Below are 24,999 nucleotides of genomic sequence, written 5' to 3'. Positions count from 1 at the left end.
GCGTTAGGCGATCGCGGCCGAGGCGACGGCCACGATCAGAGGCGCGTGTTACGAGGCCTGGTCGGCGTCGGCCGCGCCGGCCTTGGCCATTTCCTGCACGCGCTGCATCAGCTCGGGATTCTGCTGAATCGCCTGACCGATCGCGTTGAAGGTATTCACCTCGAGGCCGCTGTTCTCGACGGCCTGAACCATCTCGTCATTGGCTTCCTTGCGGACCGCCTGCTGGGCCTCGTCACCTTCTGCCGACTGCAGCTGCTTGGTGTACTCCTGAGAGATCACGGCGATCTCCTTGGAAGCATCGGCGAACTGCTGGAGCTGGGCGTCGGAGAAGTCCTGGGCCGGGGCCGCGGCCTGCGGCTGGTCGGCGCTGTTCGCGGCGGTGTCCTGCTGGGCCTGGGCCTGGGTGGCGGCGAGGCCGAGCGAGAGCAGTGCGGCCGAGAACAGTGCGGTCATCCGTTGCATGAATACCTCCTGGGGATATTGTGTGTGCCCCCGCTGAGACGAGCGATTGGCGCGAGGGTTCAGGTTTGTCGTGTAACGGTTTGAAAAACGGCGCTCCCAGAGGGAGCGCCGCGCATTGTGACAGCCCGTCGGGTCGAGGGTCGACCCGCTAGCCGTAGGCCAGGTTCGGCAGCCAGGTGACCAGCGCCGGGAATAGGATGACCAGCAGCAGCCCGAGTGCCTGGATGCCCAGGAATGGGAAGGAGGACTTGAAGATCTGCGCCATGGTGATGTGCGGCGGGCACACCCCCTTGATGTAGAACAGCGCATAGCCGAACGGCGGGCTCAGGAAGGACATCTGCATATTGACCAGGTAGATGACGCCGAACCACAGCGAGACGTCGGCCGGGTCGACCCCGGGCAGGCCGAACACCCCGGTGAAGGAGAGCCCCTGGATCAGCGGCACGAAGATCGGCACGGCCAGCAGCAGGATGCCCACCCAGTCGAGGAACATGCCCAGGGCCACCAGCAGCACCATCATCAGCGCCAGCACCGCATAGGGGCCGAGACCGGCGCCGGAGATCAGCTCCTGCACGAAGGTCTGACCGCCCTGCAGGATGTAGAAGCCGACGAAGATGCTGGCCCCGAAGATGATCCACATCACCATCGCCGAGGCGACCAGGGTGGTCATGCAGGCGGCATGCAGGTTCGGCCAGGTCAGGCGACGGTGCATGGCGGCCACGATCAGCGAGCCGAAGGTGCCGATGCCGGCCGCCTCCACCGGGGTGGCGATGCCGGTGAAGATGATGCCGAGCACCAGGATCACCAGGATGATCGGCGCCAGCATGTTGCGCAGCAGCCGCAGCTTCTCCTTCATGTCGACCCGGTCCTCGACCGGCATCGGCGGCGCCATGTTGACGTTCAGGGTGCCGCGCAACCAGCAGTAGAAGCCGTACATGAACGCCAGCAGCAGGCCGGGGATCAAGGAGCCGAGGTAGAGTTCACCGACCGACTGCTGGGCGATGACGCCGTAGATGATCGCCAGGATCGACGGCGGGATCAGGATGCCCAGGGTGCCACCGGCCATGATCGAGCCGATGGCGATCTCCGGGTTGTAGTTGCGCTTGAGCATCGCCGGCAGGGCGATCAGGCCCATGGTCACCACGGCGGCGCCGATCACGCCGACCATGGCGGCGAGCAGCGTGGAGGCGATGACGGTCGCGATGGCCAGGCCGGCCTTGAGGCCGCCCATCCACTTGTAGACGACGTCGAACAGCTCCTCGATGATGCCGGCCTTCTCCAGTACCGAGGCCATGAAGATGAACAGCGGGATGGCCGAGAGCTGGTAGTTGGTCATCATCGGGAAGATGCGCGACGGCATCAGGTTCAGCATCGCCTGGTCGCCGACCAGGTAGAGGAAGACCACCCCCAGGCCGCCGGTCACGAAGGCCAGCGGCAGGCCGGCCACCAGCACCACCATCAGGGAGCCGAACATCACCAGGGTCAGGCCACCGATACCCACGGAACCGAGGCTGTTCTCGATGCTGCCCGCCAGGCTGTCATAGTCGGTCACCGCGACGTTGACCATCTCGAAGAGCGTCCAGGCCGCCAGCACGACGGCGATGGCCAGCAGCACACGGGCAAAGGTCCGGCCGCCATCGTGCAGCCGCCAGTGGTGGCGGAAGGACTGGGCGTCACGCACCAGCTGGCCGAAGCCCTGGAGCAGCAGCAGCAGCGCGCCGAAGAACAGCATGAACTTGACCGGGTAGAACTGGATGGCCCATTCGGTGAAGGAGGTCTCGTTGGCGTAGCTGGCGCCGAAGAAGTATTCGTCGCTGACCGACTGGGAGAAGAACTTCCAGCCGGTCACCATCAGTGCCACGGTGAAGATGAAGAAGAACACCGAGGTCGTGAGATCCAGCGCCGCCTTGTTCAGGGGCCGAGCGCGCTGATAGAGGATGTCCACGCGGACATGACCGCCCTCACGCAGGGCAAAGGCCCCCGCGATCAGATACTGCATGCCGAACATCAGGGTCATCGACTCGTGCACCCAGTTGGTCGGCGAGTTGAAGGCGTAGCGAACCAGCACTTCGTAGGCGAAGGCGAAGGGAGCGATCAGCGCCCAGTAGGCCACATAGCGGCCGGAAAACCCGGAAATGCGGTCGACGATGGTGGTGAAGAGGTTGCCGGGAGGCTGATAGCCGACCTCGACCTCCTCGCCGGCGGGCACCTCGGCGGTGTCACCACCGTCGATGCTGCCGCCACGACGGAAGCTGCGATCGACGAAGAACATCACCGCCAGCGGCAATAACAGCAGCACCGACCAGTAGATCCAGTGCGGCAGGACAAAATCAATCTCAAAATTCATGGATACTCCTCCGCGACACCATCACCTCCCGGCGATGGCAACGGAACATCGAGTCGACGGGATGCGGGATTCGTAGTGGTCACTCTACCCAAGCCGGGTGCTGCGGCCCGCAGGCAGCAACACCCGGCATGGTGGAGCAGGTCAGGTTACAGGTTGAGCTCGTAGTCCTTGATGTCTTCCGGAGTGATCAGCGCCACGGCCGGGTCCATCATGGTGTCGAGGTGCGCCTTGAAGAGTCGGGCGGCGTCCTGGTCCTTGTTGGCCCACTTGAACCACAGCGGCACGGCGATTTCACGGAAGCGGTCGGCGTCATCCTCGCTGAGGTGGATGACCTCGACGCCCTTCTCCTTGAACTTCGGCCAGGCCTCGGCGTTGGCCTTCTGGATCGCCGCGTAGTGCTCGCGGGAGTAGGCGGCCACCAGGTCGTGCATGAGGTCCTGGGTCTGGGTCGACATGCGCTCGAAGACGCGGCGGTTGACCGAGATGTCCATGAGGTCGACGGCCTGGTGCAGGCAGGGCGTGGAGGGCGGACCCATGATGATGTAGTCGGCGACCTGCCAGAAGCCCAGCTCGTAGTTGTTGGCCGCGCCGGTGTAGTCGGCGGCGTCGATGGTGCCCTTCTCCAGCGCCGGGTAGACCTCGGAGCCCGGCAGCAGGGTGGTCCGCGCCCCGGCGGCGGCGAAGGTCTCGGCGACGATCCCGCCCGGCATGCGCAGCTTGACGCCCTGGAAGTCGTCGAAACTGCGCAGCGGCTTCTTGGAGTGGATCAGGTTCATGTCGTGGTGGACGTAGCCCAGCAGCTCCTGGCCCTGCTTGCGGTACAGGTCCTTGGCCAGGTCGAAGCCGCCATAGGCACCGAACATGATGTCCCACTGGTGGGGCATCGACAGGCCCATCGGGTAGGCGGTCAGGAACACGCCGGCCGGCATCTTGCCGGGCCAGTAGACGGTGAACCAGTTCTGGCCGTCGAGCACCCCGTTGCGCACGGCATCGGCGACCTCGAAGGCCCCGGCCACGGCGCCCGCGGGAAAGGGCTCGATGGTCACTTCACCGCTGGTGGCCTCGCCCACGCCCTTGGCCCACTCCTCGAAGATGCGATAGCCCGGGGTGCCCGGCGGCCAGGACGACTGCATGCGGATACGGATGCCTTCCTGGGCCTGGACGTTGCCGATCCAGGGGGCGGCGACGGCGGCGGCCGAGCCGACCGCGGCGGCCTTCAGGAAGTTACGGCGATTGGGGGTCTTGAGCGCGTCCTTGACGCCTTCGCTGTCGACGGAAGAGGTATGTGATGGCTGCTTGTCGTCCTGCATGGCATGGACTCCTGTTGGGTGGCCCGCCCGCGACCGCGAGCGTTGGCCGGATCTTGTTGTTGTCGTCCCTGGGCCTTCGGGGGCTGCCGGTGATCCGACGATCGATCGGCAGGCCGGCCTTACCATCCTGGTAGACCTTGAGCGTAGACCTTGAGCGTGGAGCTTGATCATCCATCTTGAGAAGAAGACGCTTATATGGAAACGTCTTCCCTGGCGAAACCTAGCGAAAAGAGCGCGTGCGGCCAATACCGGGTTTCAACGCAAACCGAGCGGTTTTACTGGTCAGACCAGCGGTCAAAACGCGGCAATCACCTGTCCGCACTGGCAAAACTCTGGTCTGACCAATTTTCCGGCGACGCAGCGCCTACGACCAAAGCACGAGCCTCGAGATTGGCATCCCACCCCCTCTCCCGGGATGATGCTCGCTCTCGCCCACCCTCTCACCACCACCTCCGGACGATCTTTCATGACATCGGAACGTCACCGTCAGGCAGCGCTGGCTGCCATGCCCATCCTCTTCGTGGCGCTGTGGAGCACGGGCTTCATCGGCGCCAAGTTCGGCCTGCCCCATGCCGAGCCTTTCACCTTCCTGTTCGTGCGCTGCGTGCTGACCCTGATGCTGCTGGTGCCGCTGATCCTGCTGATGAAGGCCGACTGGCCGCGGGGGCCGCGGCTGTGGGGACACATCGCCGTCTCGGGGCTGCTCGTCCACGGCGCCTACCTGGGAGGGGTCTTCTATGGCATCTATCAGGGCATGCCGGCGGGCCTGGCCGCCCTGCTGGTGGGACTCCAGCCGCTGCTCACCGCGGCACTCGCCGGGCCGCTGCTGAACGAGCGCCTGGGCAAGGTGCAGTGGCTGGGGCTGGTGCTGGGCCTGGCCGGCATCGCGCTGGTGCTGGGCGGCAAGCTCGATCCGGGCGAGAGGCTGTTCCAGGGCTTCGGCATCGGCGCCCTGACCAGCGTGCTGGTGGCGCTGGCGGGCATTTCGGTGGGCACGCTCTATCAGAAGCGTTTCTGCACCGGCATGCCGCTGCTCTCCGGCACCGTGGTGCAGTACCTCTCCACCAGCGCGCTGGTGGGATTCGGCGCGCTGCTGTTCGAGACGCGGGAGATCGAGTGGACCCCGACCTTCATGCTGACCCTGGGCTGGCTGGTGCTGGTGCTGTCGATCAGCGCCATCCTGCTGCTGATGGCGCTGATCCGGCGCGGGGAGGCCTCGCGGGTGGCGAGCCTGTTCTACCTGGTGCCACCGGTGACCGCCCTGGAGGCGTGGTGGCTGTTCGACGAGCGCCTGCCACCGCTGTCGCTTGCCGGCATGGCCATCGCCATCGCCGGGGTGGTGCTGGTGGTGCGGGGACGCCGCTAGGCAAACGCCCCCGCGCGGCCGGGCGGGGGATCAGTACTCCACCACCACGTCGCCCACCGGCTTGCTGCAGCAGGAGAGGATGTAGCCCTCGGCGACGTCGTCGTCGGTGATGCCGCCGTTGTGGTCCATCTCGACCTGGCCGGAACGCAGCGGGACCCGGCAGGTGCCGCAGATGCCCATGCCGCAGGCCTTGGGGATGTGCAGCCCGAGCTTGGCAGCGGCGGTGTGGACCGTCTCGCCGGGCTGGATACGCACGCTCTTGCCGGTGGCGCTGAACTCGACGCTGAGCATGTCGGCGGCGCTGACCTCGTCGGCCTCGGCCTCGGCCTGCTCGACGTGCTCGATCACCTCCTCCTGGACATCCAGCGGCGTGGCACCGAAGGACTCCTCATGGTAGCGGCTCATGTCGAAGCCGTTTTCCTTGAGCAGGTGCTTCACCGCATTCATGTAGGGCGTCGGGCCGCAGCAGAAGATCTCGCGGTCCATGAAGTCCGGCGCCATCAGCTCCAGCATCGCCTGGCTGAGGTAGCCCCGGAAGCCCGACCAGGCCTCTCCCAGCTCGTCGCTGCGCTCGCAGACGATATGCAGCTTGAACTCGGGAATCCGCGAGAAGATGTGGTCCAGCTCGCGATGGAAGATCACGTCCCGCGGCGTGCGGGCGCTGTGCACGAACTCGATGTCCACGGCGGCATTGGTATCGAACAGCCAGCGCACCATCGACATCAGCGGCGTGATGCCGACCCCACCGGAGAGCATCAGCACCCTCTCGGCGGGATAGTCGATGATATTGAAGTTGCCCACCGGGCCGTGCACCGCCAGTTCGTCGTTGACCTTGAGGTTGTCATGCAGCCAGTTGGAGACCAGGCCGCCCGGCATGCGCTTGACAGTGATCGAGAAGCTGTAGGGCACCGACGGTGAACTGGAGATGGTGTAGGAGCGCATGATCGGCTGGCCGTCGATCTCCAGCTCCAGGGTCACGAACTGTCCCGGCTTGAAGAAGAACATGACCGGCTGCTCGGCCATGAAGCAGAAGGTACGGGTATCCGGGGTCTCCAGGATCACCTTGACGCAACGCACCAGGTGACGACCGTTGGTCCAGGTCTGGGTAGTGACGGGGTTCAGGAAGCTCATTGTCATTGTCTTGTCGCCTGGGCTGCAGCATGAAGGTCTCCGACCGCGGTGCCACCGCCTGCCGTTGAACGAATTCTGCGCACCCCCGCCGCCTGCCACTTGCCTGTCTGCGACATGGTCATACTCACCAGGTCCAGACCCGGCACTTTTCGTTGCCCCCCTCGTCGCTTCTGCATCATACCGCGTCGCCGGCAGACAACCGTCCCGGGGGGCGCTGTTACACACTCGCCTCAACCCGCCACGGCTCTTCCGCTGGGCGACCCCGTACTCGGCAGTATCGAACAATTCCAACGCCGCCGCTGCGGCCCTGCAAGAGGATGTGCCTTCATGGATCCGCTGTCTTCCGCTCGTCTGGATGATCCCCTGACCCCGGCCCGCGAGGCCACCGTGGAGATGCTGCAGCAGCGTCGTCACCACTACTCGCTGCCCCAACCTTTCTACAACGATGAGCGGCTGTTCCGTCTGGACATGCAGGAGATCTTCGAGAAGGAGTGGCTGTTCGCCGGCATGACCTGCGAGATCCCCGCCAAGGGCAACTTCATCACCCTCGAGGTGGGCAACAACCCGGTGGTGATCGTGCGCGGCAACGATGGTGAGGTGCACGCCTTCCACAACGTCTGCCGGCACCGCGGTTCACGGCTGTGCGTCACCGACAAGGGCAAGGTGGCCAAGCTGGTCTGCCCCTACCACCAGTGGACCTACGAGCTGGACGGCCGCCTGCTGTTCGCCGGCGCCGACATGGGCCAGGAGTTCGATCTCGCCGCCCACGGCCTCAAGCCGGTTCACGTGCGCACCGGCGGCGGCTTCATCTTCGTCAGCCTCGCCGACGAGGCGCCGGAAATCGGCGGCTTCCTGGAGTCGCTGGATCACTATCTGGCCCCCTATGACATGGCGAACCTCAAGGTCGCCGTGGAATCCAGCATCGTCGAGGAGTGCAACTGGAAGCTGGTGCTGGAGAACAACCGCGAGTGCTACCACTGCAACGGCGCCCACCCGGAACTGCTCAACTCCCTGCAGGAGTTCGATGACACCGACGACCCCCGCGCCACCCCGGCCTACAAGGCGCTGGTCGCCCGCAAGCAGGCCGACTGGGAAGCCCAGGGCGTGCCCTTCAAGCTCACCCGCCTCGAGCGCCGCAACCGCCTGACCCGCACCCCGCTGCTGGACGGCGCGGTGTCGATGACCATGGACGGCAAGCCGGCCTGCCAGAAGCTGATGGGCAACCTGAAGAGCGCCGATCTGGGCTCGCTGCGCATCCTGCACCTGCCCAACTCCTGGAACCACTTCATGGGCGACCATGCCGTGGTGTTCCGGGTCATGCCCCTGGGCCCCCAGAAGACCGTGGTGACCACCAAGTGGCTGGTCCACAAGGACGCCGTGGAAGGGGTCGATTATGTTGCCGACCAGATGCGCAAGGTGTGGGACGCCACCAATGACCAGGACCGGCGCCTGGCCGAAGAGAACCAGCGCGGCATCAACTCCAAAGGCTACGAGCCGGGCCCCTACTCCGAGACCTTCGAGTTCGGCGTCATCGATTTCATCGACTGGTACAGCGAGCGCATGCTGGATAACCTGGGCCACACCGCGCCGCAACTGCGCCTCGCCAAGGGCTGAGTCGCCGTCCGCTCACATAAGAAGGCCCCGCCATCGGCGGGGCCTTTTTCGTGTCGATACCGCAGCGCGAGCGCATGCCACGCCGTCACCCCCGAGCCGTCCCGCCCGCGGCGGCGGGCGGGACGGCGGGCGGAACATGAGCTCAGCGCAGGCCGGGCAGCAGGAAGCGCTCGATCGCGGCGCGCACCGACGGCAGCATGACATCGGTGCGTGCCATCAGCTCGCGCACCAGGTCCGGCAGGCCCGGCACCCCGACCTCCATGTGCTTGAGCCGCGCCATGCGCGCACAGGTCTCGGGGCAGGCCCCCTCCGGGATACGGATGCCCAGGGCGACCAGTCGGTCGCGGAAGTCATCCCCATCGATGAGGTCGACGATCATCATGGTGGTGTCCTCTCTTGTCCGTGCCGCCTTCAGGTCAGCGCCTCGGCTGCCGCCGCCGGCGCCAGCCGGCAGGCGGCATACTTGAACTCGGGAATTTTGCCGTCGGGGTCCAGCGCCGGGTTGGTCAGCACGTTGGCCGCCGCCTCGGCGTAGCAGAAGGGCACGAACACCATGCCCTCCGCCATCCCCGGATCGACGCGGGCCTTGAGCGTGATCTCGCCCCGCCGGGTGGTGATGGTCACCGACTCGCCGGGGGCGATACCGAGACGCCGCAGCTCGCCCGGGGCCAGGCTGGCCACGGCCTCCGGCTCCAGATCATCGAGGACCCGGGCACGCCGCGTCATCGACCCGGTGTGCCAGTGCTCGAGCTGGCGACCGGTGGTCAACACGGTGGGATACTCACGATCGACCGGTTCGTCCGGCGGCAGCGGCAGGGTCGGCGAGAACTTCGCCTTGCCCGAGGCCGTGGGGAAGGCCTCGCTGAACACCACGTCGGCCCCCGGGGCGTCGTCCGCCGGACAGGGGTAGGTCACCGACTGCTCGCGCTCGAGGCGTTCCCAGGTGATGTGATCGAGGGACGGCATGCCCCGCGTCATCTCGGCGAACACATCCCGGGGATGGCCATAGTCCCAGGCCAGGCCGAAGCGCCGGGCGATCTCCTGGATGATCCACCAGTCGGGCCGGGCCTCGCCGGGCAAGGGCATGGCCTGTCGGCCCAGCTGCACCTGACGGTTGGTGTTGGTCACGCTGCCGTCCTTCTCCGGCCAGGCCGAGGCGGGCAGGATGACGTCGGCGAACTGGGCCGTCTCGGTGACGAAGAGATCCTGCACCACCAGGTGCTCGAGGCGGGCCAGCGAGGCCCGGGCATGCGCCAGGTCCGGATCCGACATGGCCGGGTTCTCGCCGAGGATGTACATCCCCTTGATGGTGCCGGCGGCGATGGCGTCCATGATCTCGACCACGGTGAGGCCCGGCCGCTCCTCCAGCGGGGTGGCCCACAGCTCCTCGAAGGCGGCACGCACCTGGGCGTCGCCCACCGGCTGGTAGTCCGGCAGGACCATCGGGATCATGCCCGCATCCGAGGCGCCCTGGACGTTGTTCTGGCCACGCAGCGGGTGGAGCCCGGTGCCGGGCCGGCCGGTGTGGCCGCAGGCCAGGGCCAGGGAGATCAGGCAGCGGGCGTTGTCGGTGCCGTGCACGTGCTGGGAGATGCCCATGCCCCAGAAGATCATGGCGCGCTCGGCGGTGGCGTACTCCCGGGCCACCTCGCGGATCGCCTCGGCGGGCACGCCGCAGCTCTCTGCCATGGCCTCCGGCGTCAGGTCGCGGACGTGCTCCCTGAGCGCCTCGAAGCCCTCGGTGTGCTCGTGGATGTAGGCCGCGTCGAAGAGCTCCTCGCTCACGATCACGTTGAGCATGGCATTGAACAGGGCCACGTCGGCTCCCGGCGTGAAGCGCAGGGTCTGGTGGGCATAGGCCCCCAGGGCCTGGCCACGGGGGTCGATGATGATGATCCGCGTGCCCTGCTTGGCGGCCTGCTTGAAGAAGGTCGCCGCCACGGGATGGTTCACCGCCGGGTTACAGCCGGTGAGGATCACCACGTCGGCCTCGAGGGCCTGCATGAAGGAGGCGGTCACGGCGCCGGAGCCGATGCACTCCATCAGCGCGGCCACCGAACTGGCGTGGCACAGCCGGGTGCAGTGATCGACGTGGTTGGAGCCGAAGCCGGTGCGCACCAGCTTCTGGAACAGCCAGGCCTCCTCGTTGGAACACTTGGCGCTGCCGAAGCCGGCCAGGGCGTCGGGGCCATGGGCCGCCTTCAGGTCGACGAGCCCCCTGGCCGCCAGCTCCAGGGCCTCGTCCCAGCTCGCCTCGCGGAAGTGGGTGGTCGGATCGGCCGGATCGAAGGCCGGGTCGAGCCCCTTGGGCACCCCGGGCTTGCGGATCAGCGGGGTGGTCAGCCGCGAGGGATGACGCGGGTAGTCGAAGCCGAAGCGCCCCTTGACGCACAGCCGGTTGTGGTTGGAGGGCCCGTCGCGGCCGGAGACGTGCAGGATCTCCTCGTCCTTGATGTGGTAGGTGAGCTGACAGCCCACGCCACAGTAGGGACACACCGAATCGACCTGGCGGTCGGCGGCGGCCGAGTCGCCCCGCCCCGACTCGTCGACGAGGGTGGCCGGCATCAGGGCGCCCGTAGGACAGGCCTGGACGCACTCGCCGCAGGCCACGCAGGTGCTGTCGCCCATGGGGTCGTCGAAATCGAAGACGATCTTCGACGCCGCCCCTCGGTTCGCCAGGCCGATGACGTCGTTGACCTGGACCTCGCGGCAGGCCCGCACGCAGAGGTTGCACTCGATGCAGGCATCGAGGTTGACGGCCATCGCCGAGTGGGAGCGATCATGCACCGGCGAGCCGGCGCGCTCGGGGACGTGATGGACGGTGGGCGCCTCGCGCTCCTCCCGCCGCGACAGCCACTGGCGCACGGCGTCGGCGTCGATGGCAAGCTGGTCGGCCATGTCCCAGAAGTGGCTCGAGCGGTCGGGACCGGCCTCGCGGTCCGGCTGGTCGGCGACCAGCAGCTCCATCACGCCCTCCCTGGCGGTGCGGGCCCGCTCCGAGGAGGCGCTTTTGACCACCATGCCGGGGCGCGCCTCGCGCAGGCAGCTGGCGGCCAGGGCGCGCTCGCCCTCGACCTCCACCATGCAGGCCCGGCAATTGCCGTCGGCCCGGTAGCCGTAGGCGTCCTTGAAGCAGAGGTGCGGAATGGTCTCGCCGGCGCGCTTGGCCACCTGCCAGAGGGTCTCCCCGGGCCGGGCGCTGACGTCCACGCCGTCCAGGGTCAGGGTAAAGCTTTCGTTAACGCCTTCGTGGGTCGTCATGGTCTCTCTCCCTACCCTTTCACGATCACGTTCTGCGCGGCGAGCTCGTCGCGGAAGTCCCGGAGCAGTCCCAGCACCGGGTTCGGCGCGGCCTGACCGAGGCCGCAGATGGAGGCGTCCATCATCACCCGGGAGAGCCGCTCGAGGTCCGCGGCCTGCCAGGTGTCGCCCTCGAGCAGGGTCAGCATCTTCTCGGTGCCCACCCGGCAGGGCGTGCACTGGCCGCAGGACTCGTCGGCGAAGAAGGCCAGCAGGTTGGTGGCGGCGGCACGCAGGTCGTCCTGGTCGGAGAGCACGATGATGGCCGCCGAGCCGATGAAGCAGCCCTCGGCCTGCAGCGTATCGAAGTCGAGGGGAATATCCGCCTTGGAGGCCGGCAGGATGCCGCCGGAGGCGCCGCCGGGCAGGTAGGCGGCCAGCCGGTGGCCGTCGGCCATGCCGCCGCAGTACTCCTCGATCAGCTCGTCCAGGGTGATGCCCGCCGGGGCCAGGTGGACGCCGGGGCGATTGACGCGGCCGGAGACCGAGAAGCTGCGCAGCCCCTTGCGCCCGTGGCGCCCCTGGTCGGCGAACCAGGCCGCGCCGCGGGCCCAGATCGTCGGGATCCAGAAGACGGTCTCGACGTTGTTGACCAGGGTCGGGCGGTCGAAGAGGCCGCGCTGGGCGACGAAGGGCGGACGATGCCGGGGCTTGCCCGGCTTGCCCTCCAGCGACTCGATCATCGCCGACTCCTCGCCGCAGATGTAGGCCCCGGCGCCACGGCGCATCACGATGTAGCCCGGGGCGACCAGGCCTTCGGCCTCCAGCTCGGCGATCGCCTCGTGGAGTACCCGATGCAGGCCGGGATACTCGTCGCGCAGGTAGATGTAGAGCGCCTCGGCCTCCACGGCCCAGGCGCTGACCAGGGCGCCCTCCAGGAAACGATGCGGCTCGCGCTCCAGGTAGTGGCGGTCCTTGAAGGTGCCGGGTTCGCCCTCGTCGGCATTGATCGCGCAGTAGCGCGGCCCCGCCTCGGCGCGCACGAAGTGCCACTTCTTGAAAGTCGGGAAGCCGGCGCCGCCCAGGCCACGCAGGTTGGCGGCCTCCAGGGTCTGCATCAGGCGCTCCACGCTCACCTTGCCGGCCCGGCAGTCGGCCAGCAGGCGATAGCCGCCGGCTTCCCGGTAGGCCTCGAGCTGCTGCCAGAGGATCGCCTCGGGATGGAAGTGGCCGGTATCCACCACCGCCTCCACCGCCTCCTGGGTGGCGTGGTTGACGTGGCGATGGCCCACCTCGACCACCGGAGCCGCGTCGCAGCGGCCCATGCAGGGCGCTCGCAGCACGCGGACCCGCGCCGGGTCGGCGCCGGCCTCGAGGGCATCCTGGAGGCTGGCGGCGCCGGCCAGCTGGCACGAGAGCGAGTCGCAGACGCGCACGGTGATCGCCGGCGGCGGGGCCTGGTCGTCGTGGACCACATCGAAGTGGGCATAGAAGGTGGCGGTCTCGTAGACCGCCGCCATCGGCAGGTTCATGTAGGCGGCCAGCGCGCGCAGGTCGGCCAGCGAGAGGTGCCCGCGGGCGTCCTGGATGACATGCAGATGCTCGATCAGCAGGTCACGCCGGCGGCGCTCGGGTTCCTCGCTCTCGTCACCCAACAGACGCCGCAGCGAGTCGAGCGTGGCGGGGTCGAGCTCACGGCCTCGGGGCTTGCCGCGAAAGCGGCGCTTGGGGGTCACGGTCTGGACGGTCATGGGTCACTCGTTGTTTTCTTTATCGGCATGCTAATCGCATGTTGGCACCACCCCCCGGGGCTGACAACGCCGGGAGGCGCTGCCGGCACCGCCACTGGCATGCCGATGTCGCAATCGGCTAGGCGGGGGCTTGAAAAGGCGACGGCGCCCCGGGAGGACGCCGTCGTTGCACCGGGTGGATCGATCAGGAAGCGAGGCTGCCATTTGGGGGTGATCCCCCCGCCGCGGCTCGCCGCGCTGACTCAGGCGGCCACGCTGCCTTTGAGGTCGATAACCCCGAACTGCTGGCCGCGTCGCCCTTCAAGCGGCCACGCTGCCGCGGGGGTCGATAACCCCGAACTGCTGGCCGCGCCGCCCTTCAAGCGGCCACGCTGCCGTGGGGGTCGATGACGAATTTCTTGGCCGCCCCGCCGTCGAAGTCGGCATAGCCCTGCGGCGCCTGGTCCAGGGTGATCATCTGGACGTTGACCGCGTCGGCGATGTTGACCTTGCCGAACAGGATCGCCTGCATCAGCGGACGGTGGTACTTCATCACCGGGCACTGGCCGGTATGGAAGCTGTGGGACTTGGCCCAGCCGAGCCCGAAGCGCATGCTCAGCGCCCCCTGCTTGGCCGCCTCGTCGGCCGCGCCCGGGTCCTCGGTGACGTAGAGCCCCGGGATGCCGATCTGGCCGCCGGCGCGGGTCAGCGACATGGCGGAGTTGAGCACGGTGGCCGGCGCCTCCTTGCCGTGGTTGCAGCCACAGGCGTGGGCCTCGAAGCCGACGCAGTCGACGAAGGCGTCGACCTCGCGCTCGCCGAGGATCACCTCGATCCTGTCGGCCATGTCGCCATCCTGGGTCAGGTCGAGGGTCTCGCAGCCGAAGCTGCGGGCCTGGGCCAGGCGCTCCTCGATCATGTCGCCGACGATCACGCAGGCCGCCCCCAGCAGCTGGGCGGACACGGCGGCGGCCAGGCCGACGGGGCCGGCCCCGGCGATGTAGACGGTGGAGCCCGGGCCGACGCCGGCGGTGACGCAGCCGTGGAAGCCGGTGGGGAAGATGTCGGACAGCAGCGTGAGGTCCTTGATCTTGTCCATGGCCTGGTCGGCGTCCGGGAACTTCAGCAGGTTGAAGTCGGCGTAGGGGACCATCACGTACTCGGTCTGGCCACCGACCCAGCCGCCCATGTCGACGTAGCCGTAGGCGGCGCCGGGGCGCGACGGATTGACGTTGAGGCAGATGCCGGTCTGGCCGGACTTGCAGTTGCGACAGCGCCCGCAGGCGATGTTGAACGGCACCGAGACCAGATCACCCGGGCTCAGGAATTCGACGTCGCGCCCGCACTCGACCACCAGGCCGGTGATCTCGTGGCCCAGCACCAGACCGGAAGGCGCGGTGGTGCGGCCACGCACCATGTGCTGGTCGCTGCCGCAGATATTGGTGGTGACCACCTTGAGGATCACGCCGTGTTCGCACTTGCGATTGCCCAGGGCGAGTTCCGGATAGGCGATGGATTCGACGGCGACCTCTCCCGGGCCCTTGTAGACGACGCCGCGGTTGGCTGTGCTCATGGCTGGCTTCCTTCGATGTTGTTGTAGGGGACGGGGCTGGGCCGCCGCTCTTCGACGATATACCCTTCCCTCGGCCGGAATGTTCCGAGCGAGTCATCGCCATGCCAATTCGAGACATCGCCAGTCCCCGCGTGACGGCGACGCCGTGGCCCCGGACGCGAAAGCCCCGGCACCAGGCCGGGGCTTCGCGTTGCGACGGGAGATGCCGCGCGCCTAGCGCAGCACGCCCTCCTCCTTGAGCAGCTTGAAGATGGCCTCGGCCCCCTCCTCAGGGGTGACCTCGGTGAGCACCTGACCGCCGCCCCCCTCGGCCTTGGCCGCGGCGGCCTTGAAGCGGTCTCGGGCCGAGGCGGCCTTGACGATCTTCAGGCGCTTGGGCCGCTTGCGCGCCGGCTGGGCCTGCCACCGGGCCAGGTCGGCATCCTCCATCACCGGGGCCGCCTGGACGTCCAGATCACCCCGCCGGGCCGGACCATAGGCGCTCTGGCGCGGGGCCGGTGCCGCCGCGTCGACGGTGACGATGGCCGGCAGGCGCACCTGGAGCCGGCGACGCTGGCCCCGGGGCAGGGCCTGCAGCAGCGTGGCGACGCCCTCCTTGACCTCTTCCACGGCCGCCAGGCCACTGACCACAGGCCAGCCCAGGCGCTCGGCGAGCAGATAGGGCAGCAGGCCGGATCCCTCGCCCTGCTCGGCCCGCTCGCCGGCGATCACCAGCTGCGGCCCCGCCGCCTCGAGGGCCTCGGCCAGGGCCGGCAGCACGTCGGCCCCAGCGGGCTGCTCGAGCAGCGAGAGGGACTCGAAGCCCATGCCCAGGTAGCCACGCAGGGCCGCGTCACTGCCCTCGTCGAGGCGACCAGCGTGCAAGAGCTCGACCGCGGCGCCGGTCAGGGTATGCGCCAGCTCCACCCCACGGGCGTCCTGGTCGGCCCGCCGGCCGCGTCCGGTCAGCGGATGGCGCCCCACGGAGACCAGCACGGTCACCGCGAGGGATTCGTCGTGATGAGACTCAGGCCGCATTGCGCTTCTCCTCCCTCGACTGCTCCACCAGGGCGACCAGGGCCTCGAGCACCTTGCCCGAATCACCGATCACCGCCAGGTCGGCGCGCTTGATCATGTCGCAGCCGGGATCCATGTTGATGGCCACCACCTTGTCGCAGGTCTGGATGCCCTGCAGGTGCTGGATGGCCCCGCTGATGCCCACCGCCACGTAGACCCGGGCGGTGACCCAGGTGCCGGTGGCCCCGACCTGCCGGTCGCGGGCCATGAAGCCGTCGTCCACGGCCACCCGGGACGCCCCCTCGGTGGCCCCGAGCACCTCGGCGGCATGATGAAAGGCCTCCCAGTCACGCACGCCGTTGCCGGCGGAGAGGATGAACTCGGCCTCGGAGAGCGCCACCCCGGCGGGGTCGACCGCCACCTGGCCGAGGTCCTGGATGCGCGAGAGCTGGACGGGCAGCGGCTCGGGCAGTGCCAGGGGCTCGGCGGCATGGCGCGTCTCGCTGATCGGTTCGGCACACTCGGCCAGGGCCAGCACCAGGCGAGGCATGGCGCGCTGGAAATCCAGGGTGGCCGCCGCGCCGCGGGCGTTGCAGCGCCAGCCCAAGGGCGCCTCGCCATCGGCCTCGAGCTGCCAGACGCCGGTGGCCGGACGCTCGCCGAGCCGGGCCGCCAGGCGCCGCCCGAGGTCGGCGCCACCCAGCTTGGAGTCCGGCAGCAGCCAGTGCCGCGGGCTCCAGGCCCGGTCCATGGCGACCAGCGCGCCGAGGCGGGCCTCGGGGGCGAAGCCGTCGACCTCGGGCCCGGCGAGGTGCAGCAGACGGTCGACACCGGCCCCCTCGAAGTCATCCTCCTTGTGCTCACCGAAGACCACGGCCAGCACCGCGCCGCGGGCCGCCGGGTCGGCATCGGCCAGCTGGCGGGCCAGCCCCAGCAGGTCGCGGTCGTGACCGGTCAGGCGACCGCCGGCCATGTCCGGCACCACGGCCACCAGGAAGGCCGGCGCCTCGATCTCGATCCGCGGCTTGCTGGCGGCGGCCGAGGCCCGCGCCCCACCCGCGCGCTGGCCCTGCTGGGCCCCGCTGCGATCGATGCGCTTCACGCCGTTGGGCCCGATGAAGCCGACGGCACGGGGGTTCCGGCGGATCAGGCCCTGGGGCCCTATCCATTCGCTGGCCGCCCCCTCGCCGGCCCCCCTTCCCAGTTCCGCCAGCACCTCGAGGTGCTGGGGATGCAGGCGATTGCGGGCGATCCACTCCTGGCGGGGATCGCGACGTCGGATGTCGCTCATGACACTACCTCCTCGGCCAGCGGACGGGTCGTCCGCGCCTGACCCTTGGCATGCCCGGCCGGCGACTCGACCAGGGCGTCGGCCACCAGCTCGGCGATATCGCGAACCTCGGCGGCGCTGTCGACCACGCCTTCCAGCATGGCGGTGCACTGGGGACAGCCCACGGCCACCAGCTCGGCACCGGTCTCGCTCACGTCACCCATGCGCATGTCCGGGATCCGCTGCTTGCCGGGGATGTCGGTGATCGGGGCCCCGCCACCGCCGCCACAGCAGCGTGAGCGGAAGCCGGACCGCTCCATCTCGGCGACCTCGATGCCCAACGCACGCAGCACGTTGCGCGGCGCCTCGAATTCGCCGTTGTAGCGGCCCAGGTAGCAGGGGTCGTGATAGGTCACGCTGCCGCCCTTCCAGGGCCGGAAGGCCAGGCGACCCGCCTCATGGAGCTCGGCGATGAAGGTGCTGTGGTGATAGACCCGGTAGTGGCCGCCCAGCTCGCCGTACTCGTTGCCCAGCACGTGGAAGCTGTGCGGGTCACAGGTGAGGATATGCTGGAACCGGTACTTGGCCAGGGTGGCGATGTTGCGCTTGGCCAGGCTCTGGAAGGTCGCCTCGTCGCCCAGACGCCGCGCCACGTCGCCGCTGTCACGCTCCTCGTTGCCGAGCACGGCGAAGTCGACGCCGGCGGCACGCAGCACCTTGACCAGCGACCGCAGGGTGCGCTGGTTGCGCATGTCGTAGGCGCCGTCGCCGAGCCACAGCAGCACGTCGACCTGCTGCAGGTCCGTCATCAGCGGCAGCTCCAGGTCGGCGGCCCAGTGCATCCGCGCCCCGGGGTCGAAGCCGCCGGGGTTGTCGGTGGCGATCAGGTTGTCGAGGACCTCGGGCCCCTTGTTGGGCGTGTTGCCGTGCTCCAGGGTCAGGAAGCGGCGCATGTCGACGATGGCATCGACGTGCTCGATCATCATCGGGCACTCCTCGACGCAGGCCCGACAGGTGGTGCAGGACCACAGGGTCTCGGCGTCCACCAGGGCCTGGCCCTCCCGCGCCACGATGGGCCCCTGGGCATGGCCTTCGTGCTCGCCCACCGGCTTGCCGGGGTAGGGGCTGCCGGCATAGGCAGCGTCGCTGCCGCCGGCCATGCCGACGACCATGTCCTGGATCAGCTTCTTGGGGTTGAGCGGCTGGCCGGCGGCGAAGGCCGGACAGGCCGCCTCGCAGCGACCACACTGCACGCAGGCATCGAAGCCGAGCAGCTGGTTCCAGGTGAAGTCGGCGGGTGTCTCGACACCCAGCGGGGCCTCGGGATCGTCCAGGTCCAGGGCCTTGAGGCCGGTGGAGCGCCCGCCGCCCCCCGTTTTCGTGGAAAAGCGCTCGGCGCGACGGTGGAAGGCCAGGTGCAGGGCACCGGCGAAGGCGTGCTTCATGGGCCCGCCCCAGGTCATGCCGAAGAACATCTCGCCCAGGCCCCAGACCAGCACGGCGGAGAGCGCCAGTGCCAGCATCCAGCTCCCGAAGTCTTCGGGTAGCAGACCCACCGTGGGCAGGGTGATGGCGAAGACGCTCAGCGAGAAGGCCATCAGGCTCTTGGGCAGGCGCATCCACGGGCCCCTGGAGAGCCGTGACGGCGGGTTGCGGCGCCGGCGGGCCACGAAGCAGCTGCCGACGAACATGGTCGCGCTGGCGGCGAGCAGCAGCCAGCCGAGCAGGCCCTCGGCGACCTCGGACCCCAGGCCCAGCCCGTGCACCAGGATCATCAGCACGGCCGCGGCGACGAAGCCGCCGGCGGTGGCCACGTGGGTGTTGGACATCGCCTTGTCGCGGGCCACCACATGGTGAAGATCCACCAGGTAGCGCCGCGGCATGGCGGCGAGCCCCTTGAGCAGGGAGACCCGGGCGGGACGCCCCTGGCGCCACAGGCGGACACGCCGCCCGGCGCCGATCACCGCCAGCGCCAGGGCGGCGGCGATCAGGATCGGCAGGAGGGTATCGAGCATCTCGGCTCACCTCGCACTCTTGGAATTGTTGGACGACCCGGTCATGGCGACCGGGCCGCTGAGGCCGCTGACGTCGACTCCGCGCTCGGCTAGAAGTCCTTGCAGAGGCGCAGGGCGTCGTAGATCGCCGCATGGGTGTTGCGCGGGGCACTGCAGTCACCGAGCCGGAACAGCAGCGGTCCCTCGCCCTCCTCGGCGAGGCACGGCTGGGGCTGGATGGCGTAGAGGGCCTCCAGGTCCACCTGGCCCCGGTTGCGAGAGCGGGGCTTCAGGGCGTAGTAGAGGGCCTCGTCGGGACGCACGCCGTTCTCCACCACCACCTGGTCGACCACGCGCTCCTCCTGGGTGCCGGTGTACTCGTTCTCGAGTACTGCCACCAGGGAATCGCCCTCCCGGTAGACCTTGTGCAGCATCAGGTCGGAGGTCATGATCACCTCCTTCTGATAGAGGCTGCGGTAGTAGGTCGGGAAGGTGGTGCCGCCCACCGCCGCGCCCGGCTTGATGTCATCGGTGACGATCTCGACCTTGGCCCCCTTGTCGGCCAGGTAGTCCGCCGCGGACATGCCCGAGAACTCGCAGATGGCGTCGTAGATCAGCACGTTCTTGCCCGGCTCGACCCGGCCGTTGAGGATGTCCCAGGTGCTGACCACCAGGCTCTCCTCGGGATTCTCCGCATAGCCCCACTCGGGATACTGCTCGAGGTAGGGATGCCCCCCGGTGGCCAGCACCACGATGTCCGGGCGCAGGTCCAGGATGGTGGCCTCGTCGGCCCGGGTGCCCAGGCGCTGGTCGACGCCGAGGCGCGCCAGCTCGAGCTGGTACCAGCGGGTGATACCGGCGATCTGGTCACGCTGGGGCGCCCTGGAGGCCGTGGTGATCTGCCCGCCTAGGCTGTCGGCGGCCTCGAACAGGGTGACCGCATGGCCCCGCTCGGCGGCGACCCGTGCCGCCTCCATGCCGCCGGGGCCACCGCCGACCACCACGACCGTGCGCTTGGGCCCCTCGGAGGCCTCGATGATGTGCGGCAGGCCCATGTACTCCCGGGAGGTGGCGGCATTCTGGATGCACAGCACGTCCAGCCCCTGGTACTGGCGGTCGATGCAGTAGTTGGCCCCCACGCACTGCTTGATCTGGTCGACCTGGCCCATCTTGATCTTGGCGATCAGGTGCGGGTCGGCGATGTGCGCCCGGGTCATGCCGACCAGGTCGACGTAGCCGCCCTCGAGGATGCGCTCGGCCTGGTTGGGATCCTTGATGTTCTGTGCATGGATCACCGGCGCCTTGACCACTTCCTTGATGCCGGCGGCCAGGTGCAGGAAGGGCTCCGGCGGATAGGCCATGTTGGGGATGACGTTGGCCAGGGTGTCATGGGTATCGCAGCCCGAGCCGATCACGCCGAAGAAATCGACCTGGCCGGTGGCGTCGTAGTAGGCGGCGATCTGCTTCATGTCCTCGTGGGACAGGCCGTCCGGGTGGAACTCGTCGCCACAGATGCGCATGCCCACCACGAAGTCGTCGCCGACCTCGGCGCGCACCGCCTTGAGCACCTCCATGCCGAAGCGCATGCGGTTCTCGAAGCTGCCGCCCCACTGGTCCTCGCGCTTGTTGACCCGCGGGCTCCAGAACTGGTCGATCAGGTGCTGGTGGACGGCGGACAGCTCGACGCCGTCCAGCCCACCTTCCTTCGCCCGCCGCGCGGCCTGGGCGAAGTCGCCGATGATGCGCCAGATGTCCTCTTCCTCGATGGTCTTGCAGGTCGAGCGGTGCACCGGCTCGCGGATCCCCGAGGGCGACACCAGGGTCGACCAGTCGAAGCCGTCCCAGCGCGAGCGGCGCCCCATGTGGGTGATCTGGATCATGATCTTGCCGCCATGCTTGTGCACGGCGTCGGCGAGATTCTGGAAGTGCGGGATGATGCGGTCGGTGGCGAGGTTGACCGAGCTCCACCAGCCCTGGGGGCTGTCGATGGAGACCACCGAGGAGCCGCCGCAGATGGACAGGCCCACGCCGCCCTTAGCCTTCTCCTCGTAGTACTTGACGTAGCGGTCGGTGGTCATGCCGCCGTCGGTGGCATGCACCTCGGCATGGGCGGTGCTGACCACGCGGTTGCGGATGGTCAGGTTGCCGATCTGGATCGGCTGGAAGATCGCGTCGAATGCCATGGTGATGCCTCCTCAGGCCTGCCCGGTGGTGGAGTGAGCGTCGCGCGGACGGGTCACGAAGATGCCGACGTCGCAGCCTTCCTCGGCGCCGCTCTGGGTCTGCTCGGCGACGGTACGCAGCTCGCTTCCACGCGCGGCGAGGATCTGGTCCATGGCGCCGGCGAACCAGCCGGTGAACATGTACTCGACGCGGCGACCCACCTTGCCCAGCTGGTAGACGAAGGCGCTGTGCTCGAGGCGCACCCGGCAGGTCCCCGCCTCGAGGTCGATGGCCTCGGTCACGAACTTGCCCCACCCGCGCTGGGACAGGCGCTTCATGTAGTGCTCGAAGACCGCCTCGCCCTCGAGGCCGTGGCATTCGGCCTCCTTCTCGCACCAGTGCCAGGCGCTCTTGTAGCCGGCTTGATAGAGGATCTCGGCGTACTTCTCGGCGCCCAGCGCCTCCTCCACGGCCACGTGGTTGTTGATGAAGAAGTGCCGGGGCACGTAGAGCATGGGCAGCGCATCGGTGGTCCAGACGCCGGTCTCGGCATCCACGTCAATGGGCAGTTCGGGGGCCATCTTGGTCACGGTGTCACTCACTCGAGTTGTTATTGGATGCGGGGTCAGGGGGCAGGGGCGATCATTCGCCCCAGACGTCGCGCAGCACGCGGACCCAGTTCTCGCCCATGATCTTGCGGACCTGGGATTCACTGAAGCCACGGCGCGAGAGCGCCTCGGTGAGGTTGGGGAACTCGCCGATGGTGCGAATGCCCTCGGGGTTGATGATCTTGCCGAAGCGCGTGAGGCGACGGGCATAGCCCTTGTCGTGGGTCAGCCACTCGAAGAAGTTCTGGTCGTGGCCCTGGGTGAAGTCGGTGCCGATGCCGATGGCATCCTCGCCGACGATGTTCATGACGTACTCGATGGCCTCGACGTAGTCGTCGACGGTGGCATCCACCCCGGCCCGCAGGAAGGGCGTGAACATGGTCACGCCAACGAAGCCGCCATGGTCGGCGATGAACTTGAGCTCCGCGTCGGACTTGTTGCGGGGGTGCTCCTTGAGGCCGGAGGGCAGGCAGTGGGAGTAGCAGACCGGCTTCTGGGAGGCCTCGATGACCTCGGTGGAGGTCTTCTCGCCGACGTGGGAGAGGTCGCACATGACGCCGACGCGGTTCATCTCGGCGACGATCTCGTGGCCGAAGCCGGACAGGCCGCCGTCACGTTCGTAGCAGCCGGTGCCCACCAGGTTCTGGGTGTTGTAGCACATCTGCACGATGCCCACGCCGAGCTGCTTGAAGATCTCGACGTAGCCGATCTGGTCCTCGAAGGCGTGGGCGTTCTGGAAGCCGTAGATGATGCCGGTCTTGCCCTCCTCCTTGGCCCGGGTGATGTCGGCGGCGGTCCGCACCGGGCGCACCAGGTCGCTGGACTCGGCCATCAGGGCATTGCTCCTGACGATATTGTCGACGGTGGCCTGGAATCCCTCCCAGACCGAGACCGTGCAGTTGGCGGCGGTCAGGCCGCCCCTGCGCATGTCCTCGAACAGCTCGCGGTTCCACTTGGCGATAACGAGGCCATCGATGACGATGGCGTCCTGATGCAGCTCGGCTGGGGTCATGACGGGGCTCCGGAAGAATGCATGAACTTGCCGGCAGCATATCCCCCGCCCCCCGGGGCTCGGCGCCTGGAAGCGACTGGGAAGATTCCAAAAGCGTCATGGCCGTCGCGATCGCGACACGCGGCGATTCAGAGGCGTTGCAGGTAGGCGGTGCCGCCGAGGTTGCGCATCTGGCCACGGATCCAGGCGCTGCGGCGCAGCACGTGAGAGCCGGGGCGAGAGGCGCTCCAGCCGCGGGGATTGGGCAGGATGGCGGCCAGGCGACTGGCCTGGACGACGCTGAGCTCGGACGCGGAGACGCCGAAGTAGTGGCGGGAAGCGGCCTCCAGGCCGAAGACGCCGTCGTCCCACTCGGCGATATTGAGGTAGACCTCGAGGATCCGCTCCTTGGGCCAGAGCATCTCGATGAGCAGGGTGAACCAGGCCTCCAGGCCCTTGCGCACCCAGCTGCGGTCGGTCCACAGGAAGAGGTTCTTGGCGGTCTGCTGACTGAGGGTGCTGGCGCCGCGCAGGTCACCGCCGTTGAGACTGGCGGTGACCGCACGTCGCAACTCGACCAGGTCGAAGCCGTGATGCACGGGGAAGCGCTGGTCCTCGGCGGCGATCACCGCGAGCTTGGCCTGAGGGGAGAGCGCCTCCCAGGAGCGCCAGTCCTGGCGGATCTCCAGCGCCTCGCCGGCGCGCCAGGCCTCCACCTTGCGCTCGAACATCACCATGGAGCCGCCCAGCGGCACCACCCGAAGCATCAGCACCAGCAGGACCGACAGCCCCACCCAGCCCAGCAGGGCGAGCCCCAGGACACGCGCCGCCCGACGTCCCCAGTTACCCATCAAGCCTCGCTCATGTTCTGAGCCGCACGCTGGCGTAGGTGGGCTCTCCCCGGGCCTGGGCCAGGGCGTTCAGGGCCGCGGACACCGGCTCGACGACCGGCGCGTAGGAGGCGGACTGCAACAGGGCCGCCGCCTCCTTGCCCAAGGTCACGGGCACCAGGTCCACGGGCGTGCTGCCCAGCCGCTCGTCACGGGGCGGGATGCCGAAGTACTCCCGGTAGCACTTGGAGAAGTGCGGCGTGGAGACGAAGCCGCAGGCCGACGCCACCTCGATGATCGACATCGCGGTCTGCTTGAGCAGCTGGCGGGCCCGGGTCAGGCGCAGCTTGAGGTAGTAGCGCGACGGCGAGCAGTGCAGGTTCTTCTGGAACAGCCGCTCGAGCTGGCGACGTGACACGTTCACGTAGTCGGCCAGCTCGTCCAGGCTGATGGGCTCCTCCAGGTTGGCCTCCATCAGCGCGACGATCTCCAGCAGGCGTGGCTGGGTGGTGCCCAGCACGTGCTTGAGCGGCACCCGCTGCTGATCCTGCTCGTTGCGTACCCGGTCGTAGATGAACATCTCGGAGATGCCCGCCGCGAGCTCGCGTCCGTGGTCGCGGCCGATCAGGGTCAGCATCATGTCCAGCGGCGCGGTGCCGCCGGAGGAGGTGGCGCGATCGCGGTCGATGGAGAACAGCCGAGTAGTGAGCGCGACCTTGGGGAAGGCCTCCTGCATGGCGGCCAGGCATTCCCAGTGCACGCTGGCCTCGTAGCCGTCGAGGAGCCCCGCCCGGGCCAGGGCCCAGGTCCCCGTGCACACCGCGCCCAGGCGACGCAACTGCCGGGCCTGGGACTGCAGCCAGGTGACATACTCGCGCTGGACGCTGCGCTGGGGGCCCACCCCGCCGCAGACGATCACCGTGTCGAGGGCCAGCGGCACGTTGGTGGCGGCATCCGGGGTGACCTGGAGGCCATCGCTGGCCTTCACCGGGGCGCCCTCGAGGCTCAGGGTGAACCAGCGATAGAGCTCGCGGCCGGCCAGCTGGTTGGCCATGCGCAAGGGTTCGATGGCCGAGGCCAGTGAAATCAGGGTGAAGTCGTCCATCAGCAGAAAGCCGATGGTCTGGGGGACGGCGGCCGTGCGAGAGGCCTGGGGAGCGGCTGTCATTCGAGTACTCCAGCGCAAGTAGCTTTGTGCCCTGTTCGTTTGTCGTTGCTCTTTGGAATGAGGGCGTTAGGCATGACGGCCGCGTCAGGCGTCGCTGTCAGACATGCTCACGGGGGAATGTACCCCAGGTGTCGTTTTCTGGCATGTCAAATTTCCCTATCAGGCGGCTCTTCCTGGTCGACTGGGACGATCGCGACGCGCATGAG

General features: G+C 68.3%; 18 protein-coding genes. 2 read left to right on the top strand and 16 right to left on the bottom strand.

From position 1 onward, the window contains the following. Nucleotides 1–48: 48 nt before the first annotated feature. From ACGTNG_RS11320 to dctP, 3 genes are all read right to left on the bottom strand, one after another. The gene (locus tag ACGTNG_RS11320) at nt 49–462 is read right to left on the bottom strand and encodes a DUF4168 domain-containing protein (protein ID WP_394577108.1); all 414 of its coding nucleotides are present in this window, start codon (nt 460–462) and stop codon (nt 49–51) included. Nucleotides 463–610: 148 nt separating this feature from the next. After that, complete coding sequence (locus ACGTNG_RS11315) at nt 611–2,809, bottom strand: TRAP transporter large permease subunit (RefSeq protein WP_394577107.1); 2,199 nt, start codon at nt 2,807–2,809, stop codon at nt 611–613. A 146-nt stretch (nt 2,810–2,955) separates the two neighbouring features. Continuing rightward, on the bottom strand, nt 2,956–4,119 hold the full coding sequence (gene dctP / locus ACGTNG_RS11310; RefSeq protein ID WP_394577106.1) for a TRAP transporter substrate-binding protein DctP: 1,164 nt from the start codon (nt 4,117–4,119) through the stop codon (nt 2,956–2,958). Between the two features lie 466 nt (nt 4,120–4,585). On the opposite strand from dctP, the gene ACGTNG_RS11305 reads away from it, so the two are divergent. Beyond that, complete coding sequence (locus tag ACGTNG_RS11305; RefSeq protein WP_394577105.1) at nt 4,586–5,485, top strand: DMT family transporter; 900 nt, start codon at nt 4,586–4,588, stop codon at nt 5,483–5,485. 30 nt (nt 5,486–5,515) lie between these two features. Here ACGTNG_RS11305 and gbcB read toward each other — a convergent pair whose 3' ends face one another. Next, nucleotides 5,516–6,622: a glycine betaine monooxygenase reductase subunit gene (gene gbcB / locus ACGTNG_RS11300; protein WP_394577104.1), complete on the bottom strand. Its 1,107-nt coding sequence runs from the start codon at nt 6,620–6,622 to the stop codon at nt 5,516–5,518. Nucleotides 6,623–6,943: 321 nt separating this feature from the next. Between gbcB and gbca the strand changes: the two genes are divergently transcribed. After that, nucleotides 6,944–8,230, top strand: a complete 1,287-nt coding sequence (gene gbca / locus ACGTNG_RS11295; RefSeq protein WP_394577103.1) for a glycine betaine monooxygenase oxygenase subunit — start codon at nt 6,944–6,946, stop codon at nt 8,228–8,230. A gap of 142 nt (nt 8,231–8,372) precedes the next feature. Here gbca and ACGTNG_RS11290 read toward each other — a convergent pair whose 3' ends face one another. The 12 genes from ACGTNG_RS11290 to gbdR all read right to left on the bottom strand — a co-directional run bounded on the left by ACGTNG_RS11290 (nt 8,373) and on the right by gbdR (nt 24,793). Continuing rightward, nucleotides 8,373–8,612 carry a hypothetical protein gene (locus ACGTNG_RS11290; protein ID WP_394577102.1) on the bottom strand — a complete coding sequence of 80 codons (240 nt, stop codon included), beginning with the start codon at nt 8,610–8,612 and terminating at the stop codon, nt 8,373–8,375. A 29-nt stretch (nt 8,613–8,641) separates the two neighbouring features. Then, on the bottom strand, nt 8,642–11,491 hold the full coding sequence (fdhF, locus tag ACGTNG_RS11285) for a formate dehydrogenase subunit alpha (protein WP_394577101.1): 2,850 nt from the start codon (nt 11,489–11,491) through the stop codon (nt 8,642–8,644). An 11-nt stretch (nt 11,492–11,502) separates the two neighbouring features. Continuing rightward, entirely contained in the window at nt 11,503–13,221 is a 1,719-nt protein-coding gene (locus ACGTNG_RS11280) for an NADH-ubiquinone oxidoreductase-F iron-sulfur binding region domain-containing protein (RefSeq protein WP_394577100.1), read from the bottom strand. 358 nt (nt 13,222–13,579) lie between these two features. Further along, nucleotides 13,580–14,773: a formaldehyde dehydrogenase, glutathione-independent gene (fdhA, locus tag ACGTNG_RS11275; RefSeq protein WP_394577099.1), complete on the bottom strand. Its 1,194-nt coding sequence runs from the start codon at nt 14,771–14,773 to the stop codon at nt 13,580–13,582. Between the two features lie 213 nt (nt 14,774–14,986). Continuing rightward, nucleotides 14,987–15,790: an electron transfer flavoprotein subunit beta gene (gene etfB, locus ACGTNG_RS11270; protein ID WP_394577098.1), complete on the bottom strand. Its 804-nt coding sequence runs from the start codon at nt 15,788–15,790 to the stop codon at nt 14,987–14,989. Beyond that, nucleotides 15,780–17,060, bottom strand: a complete 1,281-nt coding sequence (etfA, locus tag ACGTNG_RS11265; protein ID WP_394577097.1) for an electron transfer flavoprotein subunit alpha — start codon at nt 17,058–17,060, stop codon at nt 15,780–15,782. Before etfA ends, etfB begins: the two co-directional genes overlap by 11 nt. Then, complete coding sequence (locus tag ACGTNG_RS11260) at nt 17,057–19,054, bottom strand: (Fe-S)-binding protein (RefSeq protein ID WP_394577096.1); 1,998 nt, start codon at nt 19,052–19,054, stop codon at nt 17,057–17,059. The genes etfA and ACGTNG_RS11260 overlap by 4 nt, the downstream gene beginning before the upstream one ends. Before the next feature lie 89 nt (nt 19,055–19,143). Continuing rightward, on the bottom strand, nt 19,144–21,216 hold the full coding sequence (dgcA, locus tag ACGTNG_RS11255) for a dimethylglycine demethylation protein DgcA (RefSeq protein ID WP_394577095.1): 2,073 nt from the start codon (nt 21,214–21,216) through the stop codon (nt 19,144–19,146). 12 nt (nt 21,217–21,228) lie between these two features. Further along, a complete protein-coding gene (locus tag ACGTNG_RS11250; RefSeq protein WP_394577094.1) occupies nt 21,229–21,786 on the bottom strand; it encodes a DUF5943 domain-containing protein in 558 nt (185 codons plus the stop codon). Nucleotides 21,787–21,838: 52 nt separating this feature from the next. Then, nucleotides 21,839–22,816, bottom strand: a complete 978-nt coding sequence (locus ACGTNG_RS11245) for a dipeptidase (protein WP_394577093.1) — start codon at nt 22,814–22,816, stop codon at nt 21,839–21,841. A gap of 128 nt (nt 22,817–22,944) precedes the next feature. After that, nucleotides 22,945–23,646, bottom strand: coding sequence for a monofunctional biosynthetic peptidoglycan transglycosylase (mtgA, locus tag ACGTNG_RS11240; protein WP_394577092.1), 702 nt, complete (start codon nt 23,644–23,646; stop codon nt 22,945–22,947). A 10-nt stretch (nt 23,647–23,656) separates the two neighbouring features. Beyond that, the gene (gbdR, locus tag ACGTNG_RS11235) at nt 23,657–24,793 is read right to left on the bottom strand and encodes a choline metabolism transcriptional regulator GbdR (protein WP_394577091.1); all 1,137 of its coding nucleotides are present in this window, start codon (nt 24,791–24,793) and stop codon (nt 23,657–23,659) included. Between the last annotated feature and the right edge of the window lie 206 nt (nt 24,794–24,999).

Source organism: Halomonas sp. B23F22_3 (assembly GCF_043496965.1).
Classification (GTDB): Bacteria; Pseudomonadota; Gammaproteobacteria; order Pseudomonadales; family Halomonadaceae; genus Halomonas.
Note: the sequence above shows the minus strand (reverse complement) of the source record. Positions and strands in the feature narration are given on the sequence as shown.

Coding starts and splice junctions, on each gene's coding strand:
- ACGTNG_RS11280 (WP_394577100.1), bottom strand. CDS start 13,221: ATGACCGTCCAGACCGTGACCCCCAAGCGCCGCTTTCGCGGCAAGCCC.
- gbca (WP_394577103.1), top strand. CDS start 6,944: ATGGATCCGCTGTCTTCCGCTCGTCTGGATGATCCCCTGACCCCGGCC.
- ACGTNG_RS11290 (WP_394577102.1), bottom strand. CDS start 8,612: ATGATGATCGTCGACCTCATCGATGGGGATGACTTCCGCGACCGACTG.
- fdhA (WP_394577099.1), bottom strand. CDS start 14,773: ATGAGCACAGCCAACCGCGGCGTCGTCTACAAGGGCCCGGGAGAGGTC.
- ACGTNG_RS11315 (WP_394577107.1), bottom strand. CDS start 2,809: ATGAATTTTGAGATTGATTTTGTCCTGCCGCACTGGATCTACTGGTCG.
- mtgA (WP_394577092.1), bottom strand. CDS start 23,646: ATGGGTAACTGGGGACGTCGGGCGGCGCGTGTCCTGGGGCTCGCCCTG.
- ACGTNG_RS11260 (WP_394577096.1), bottom strand. CDS start 19,054: ATGCTCGATACCCTCCTGCCGATCCTGATCGCCGCCGCCCTGGCGCTG.
- fdhF (WP_394577101.1), bottom strand. CDS start 11,491: ATGACGACCCACGAAGGCGTTAACGAAAGCTTTACCCTGACCCTGGAC.
- dgcA (WP_394577095.1), bottom strand. CDS start 21,216: ATGGCATTCGACGCGATCTTCCAGCCGATCCAGATCGGCAACCTGACC.
- etfB (WP_394577098.1), bottom strand. CDS start 15,790: ATGCGGCCTGAGTCTCATCACGACGAATCCCTCGCGGTGACCGTGCTG.
- ACGTNG_RS11245 (WP_394577093.1), bottom strand. CDS start 22,816: ATGACCCCAGCCGAGCTGCATCAGGACGCCATCGTCATCGATGGCCTC.
- etfA (WP_394577097.1), bottom strand. CDS start 17,060: ATGAGCGACATCCGACGTCGCGATCCCCGCCAGGAGTGGATCGCCCGC.
- ACGTNG_RS11305 (WP_394577105.1), top strand. CDS start 4,586: ATGACATCGGAACGTCACCGTCAGGCAGCGCTGGCTGCCATGCCCATC.
- ACGTNG_RS11320 (WP_394577108.1), bottom strand. CDS start 462: ATGCAACGGATGACCGCACTGTTCTCGGCCGCACTGCTCTCGCTCGGC.
- dctP (WP_394577106.1), bottom strand. CDS start 4,119: ATGCAGGACGACAAGCAGCCATCACATACCTCTTCCGTCGACAGCGAA.
- gbdR (WP_394577091.1), bottom strand. CDS start 24,793: ATGACAGCCGCTCCCCAGGCCTCTCGCACGGCCGCCGTCCCCCAGACC.
- gbcB (WP_394577104.1), bottom strand. CDS start 6,622: ATGACAATGAGCTTCCTGAACCCCGTCACTACCCAGACCTGGACCAAC.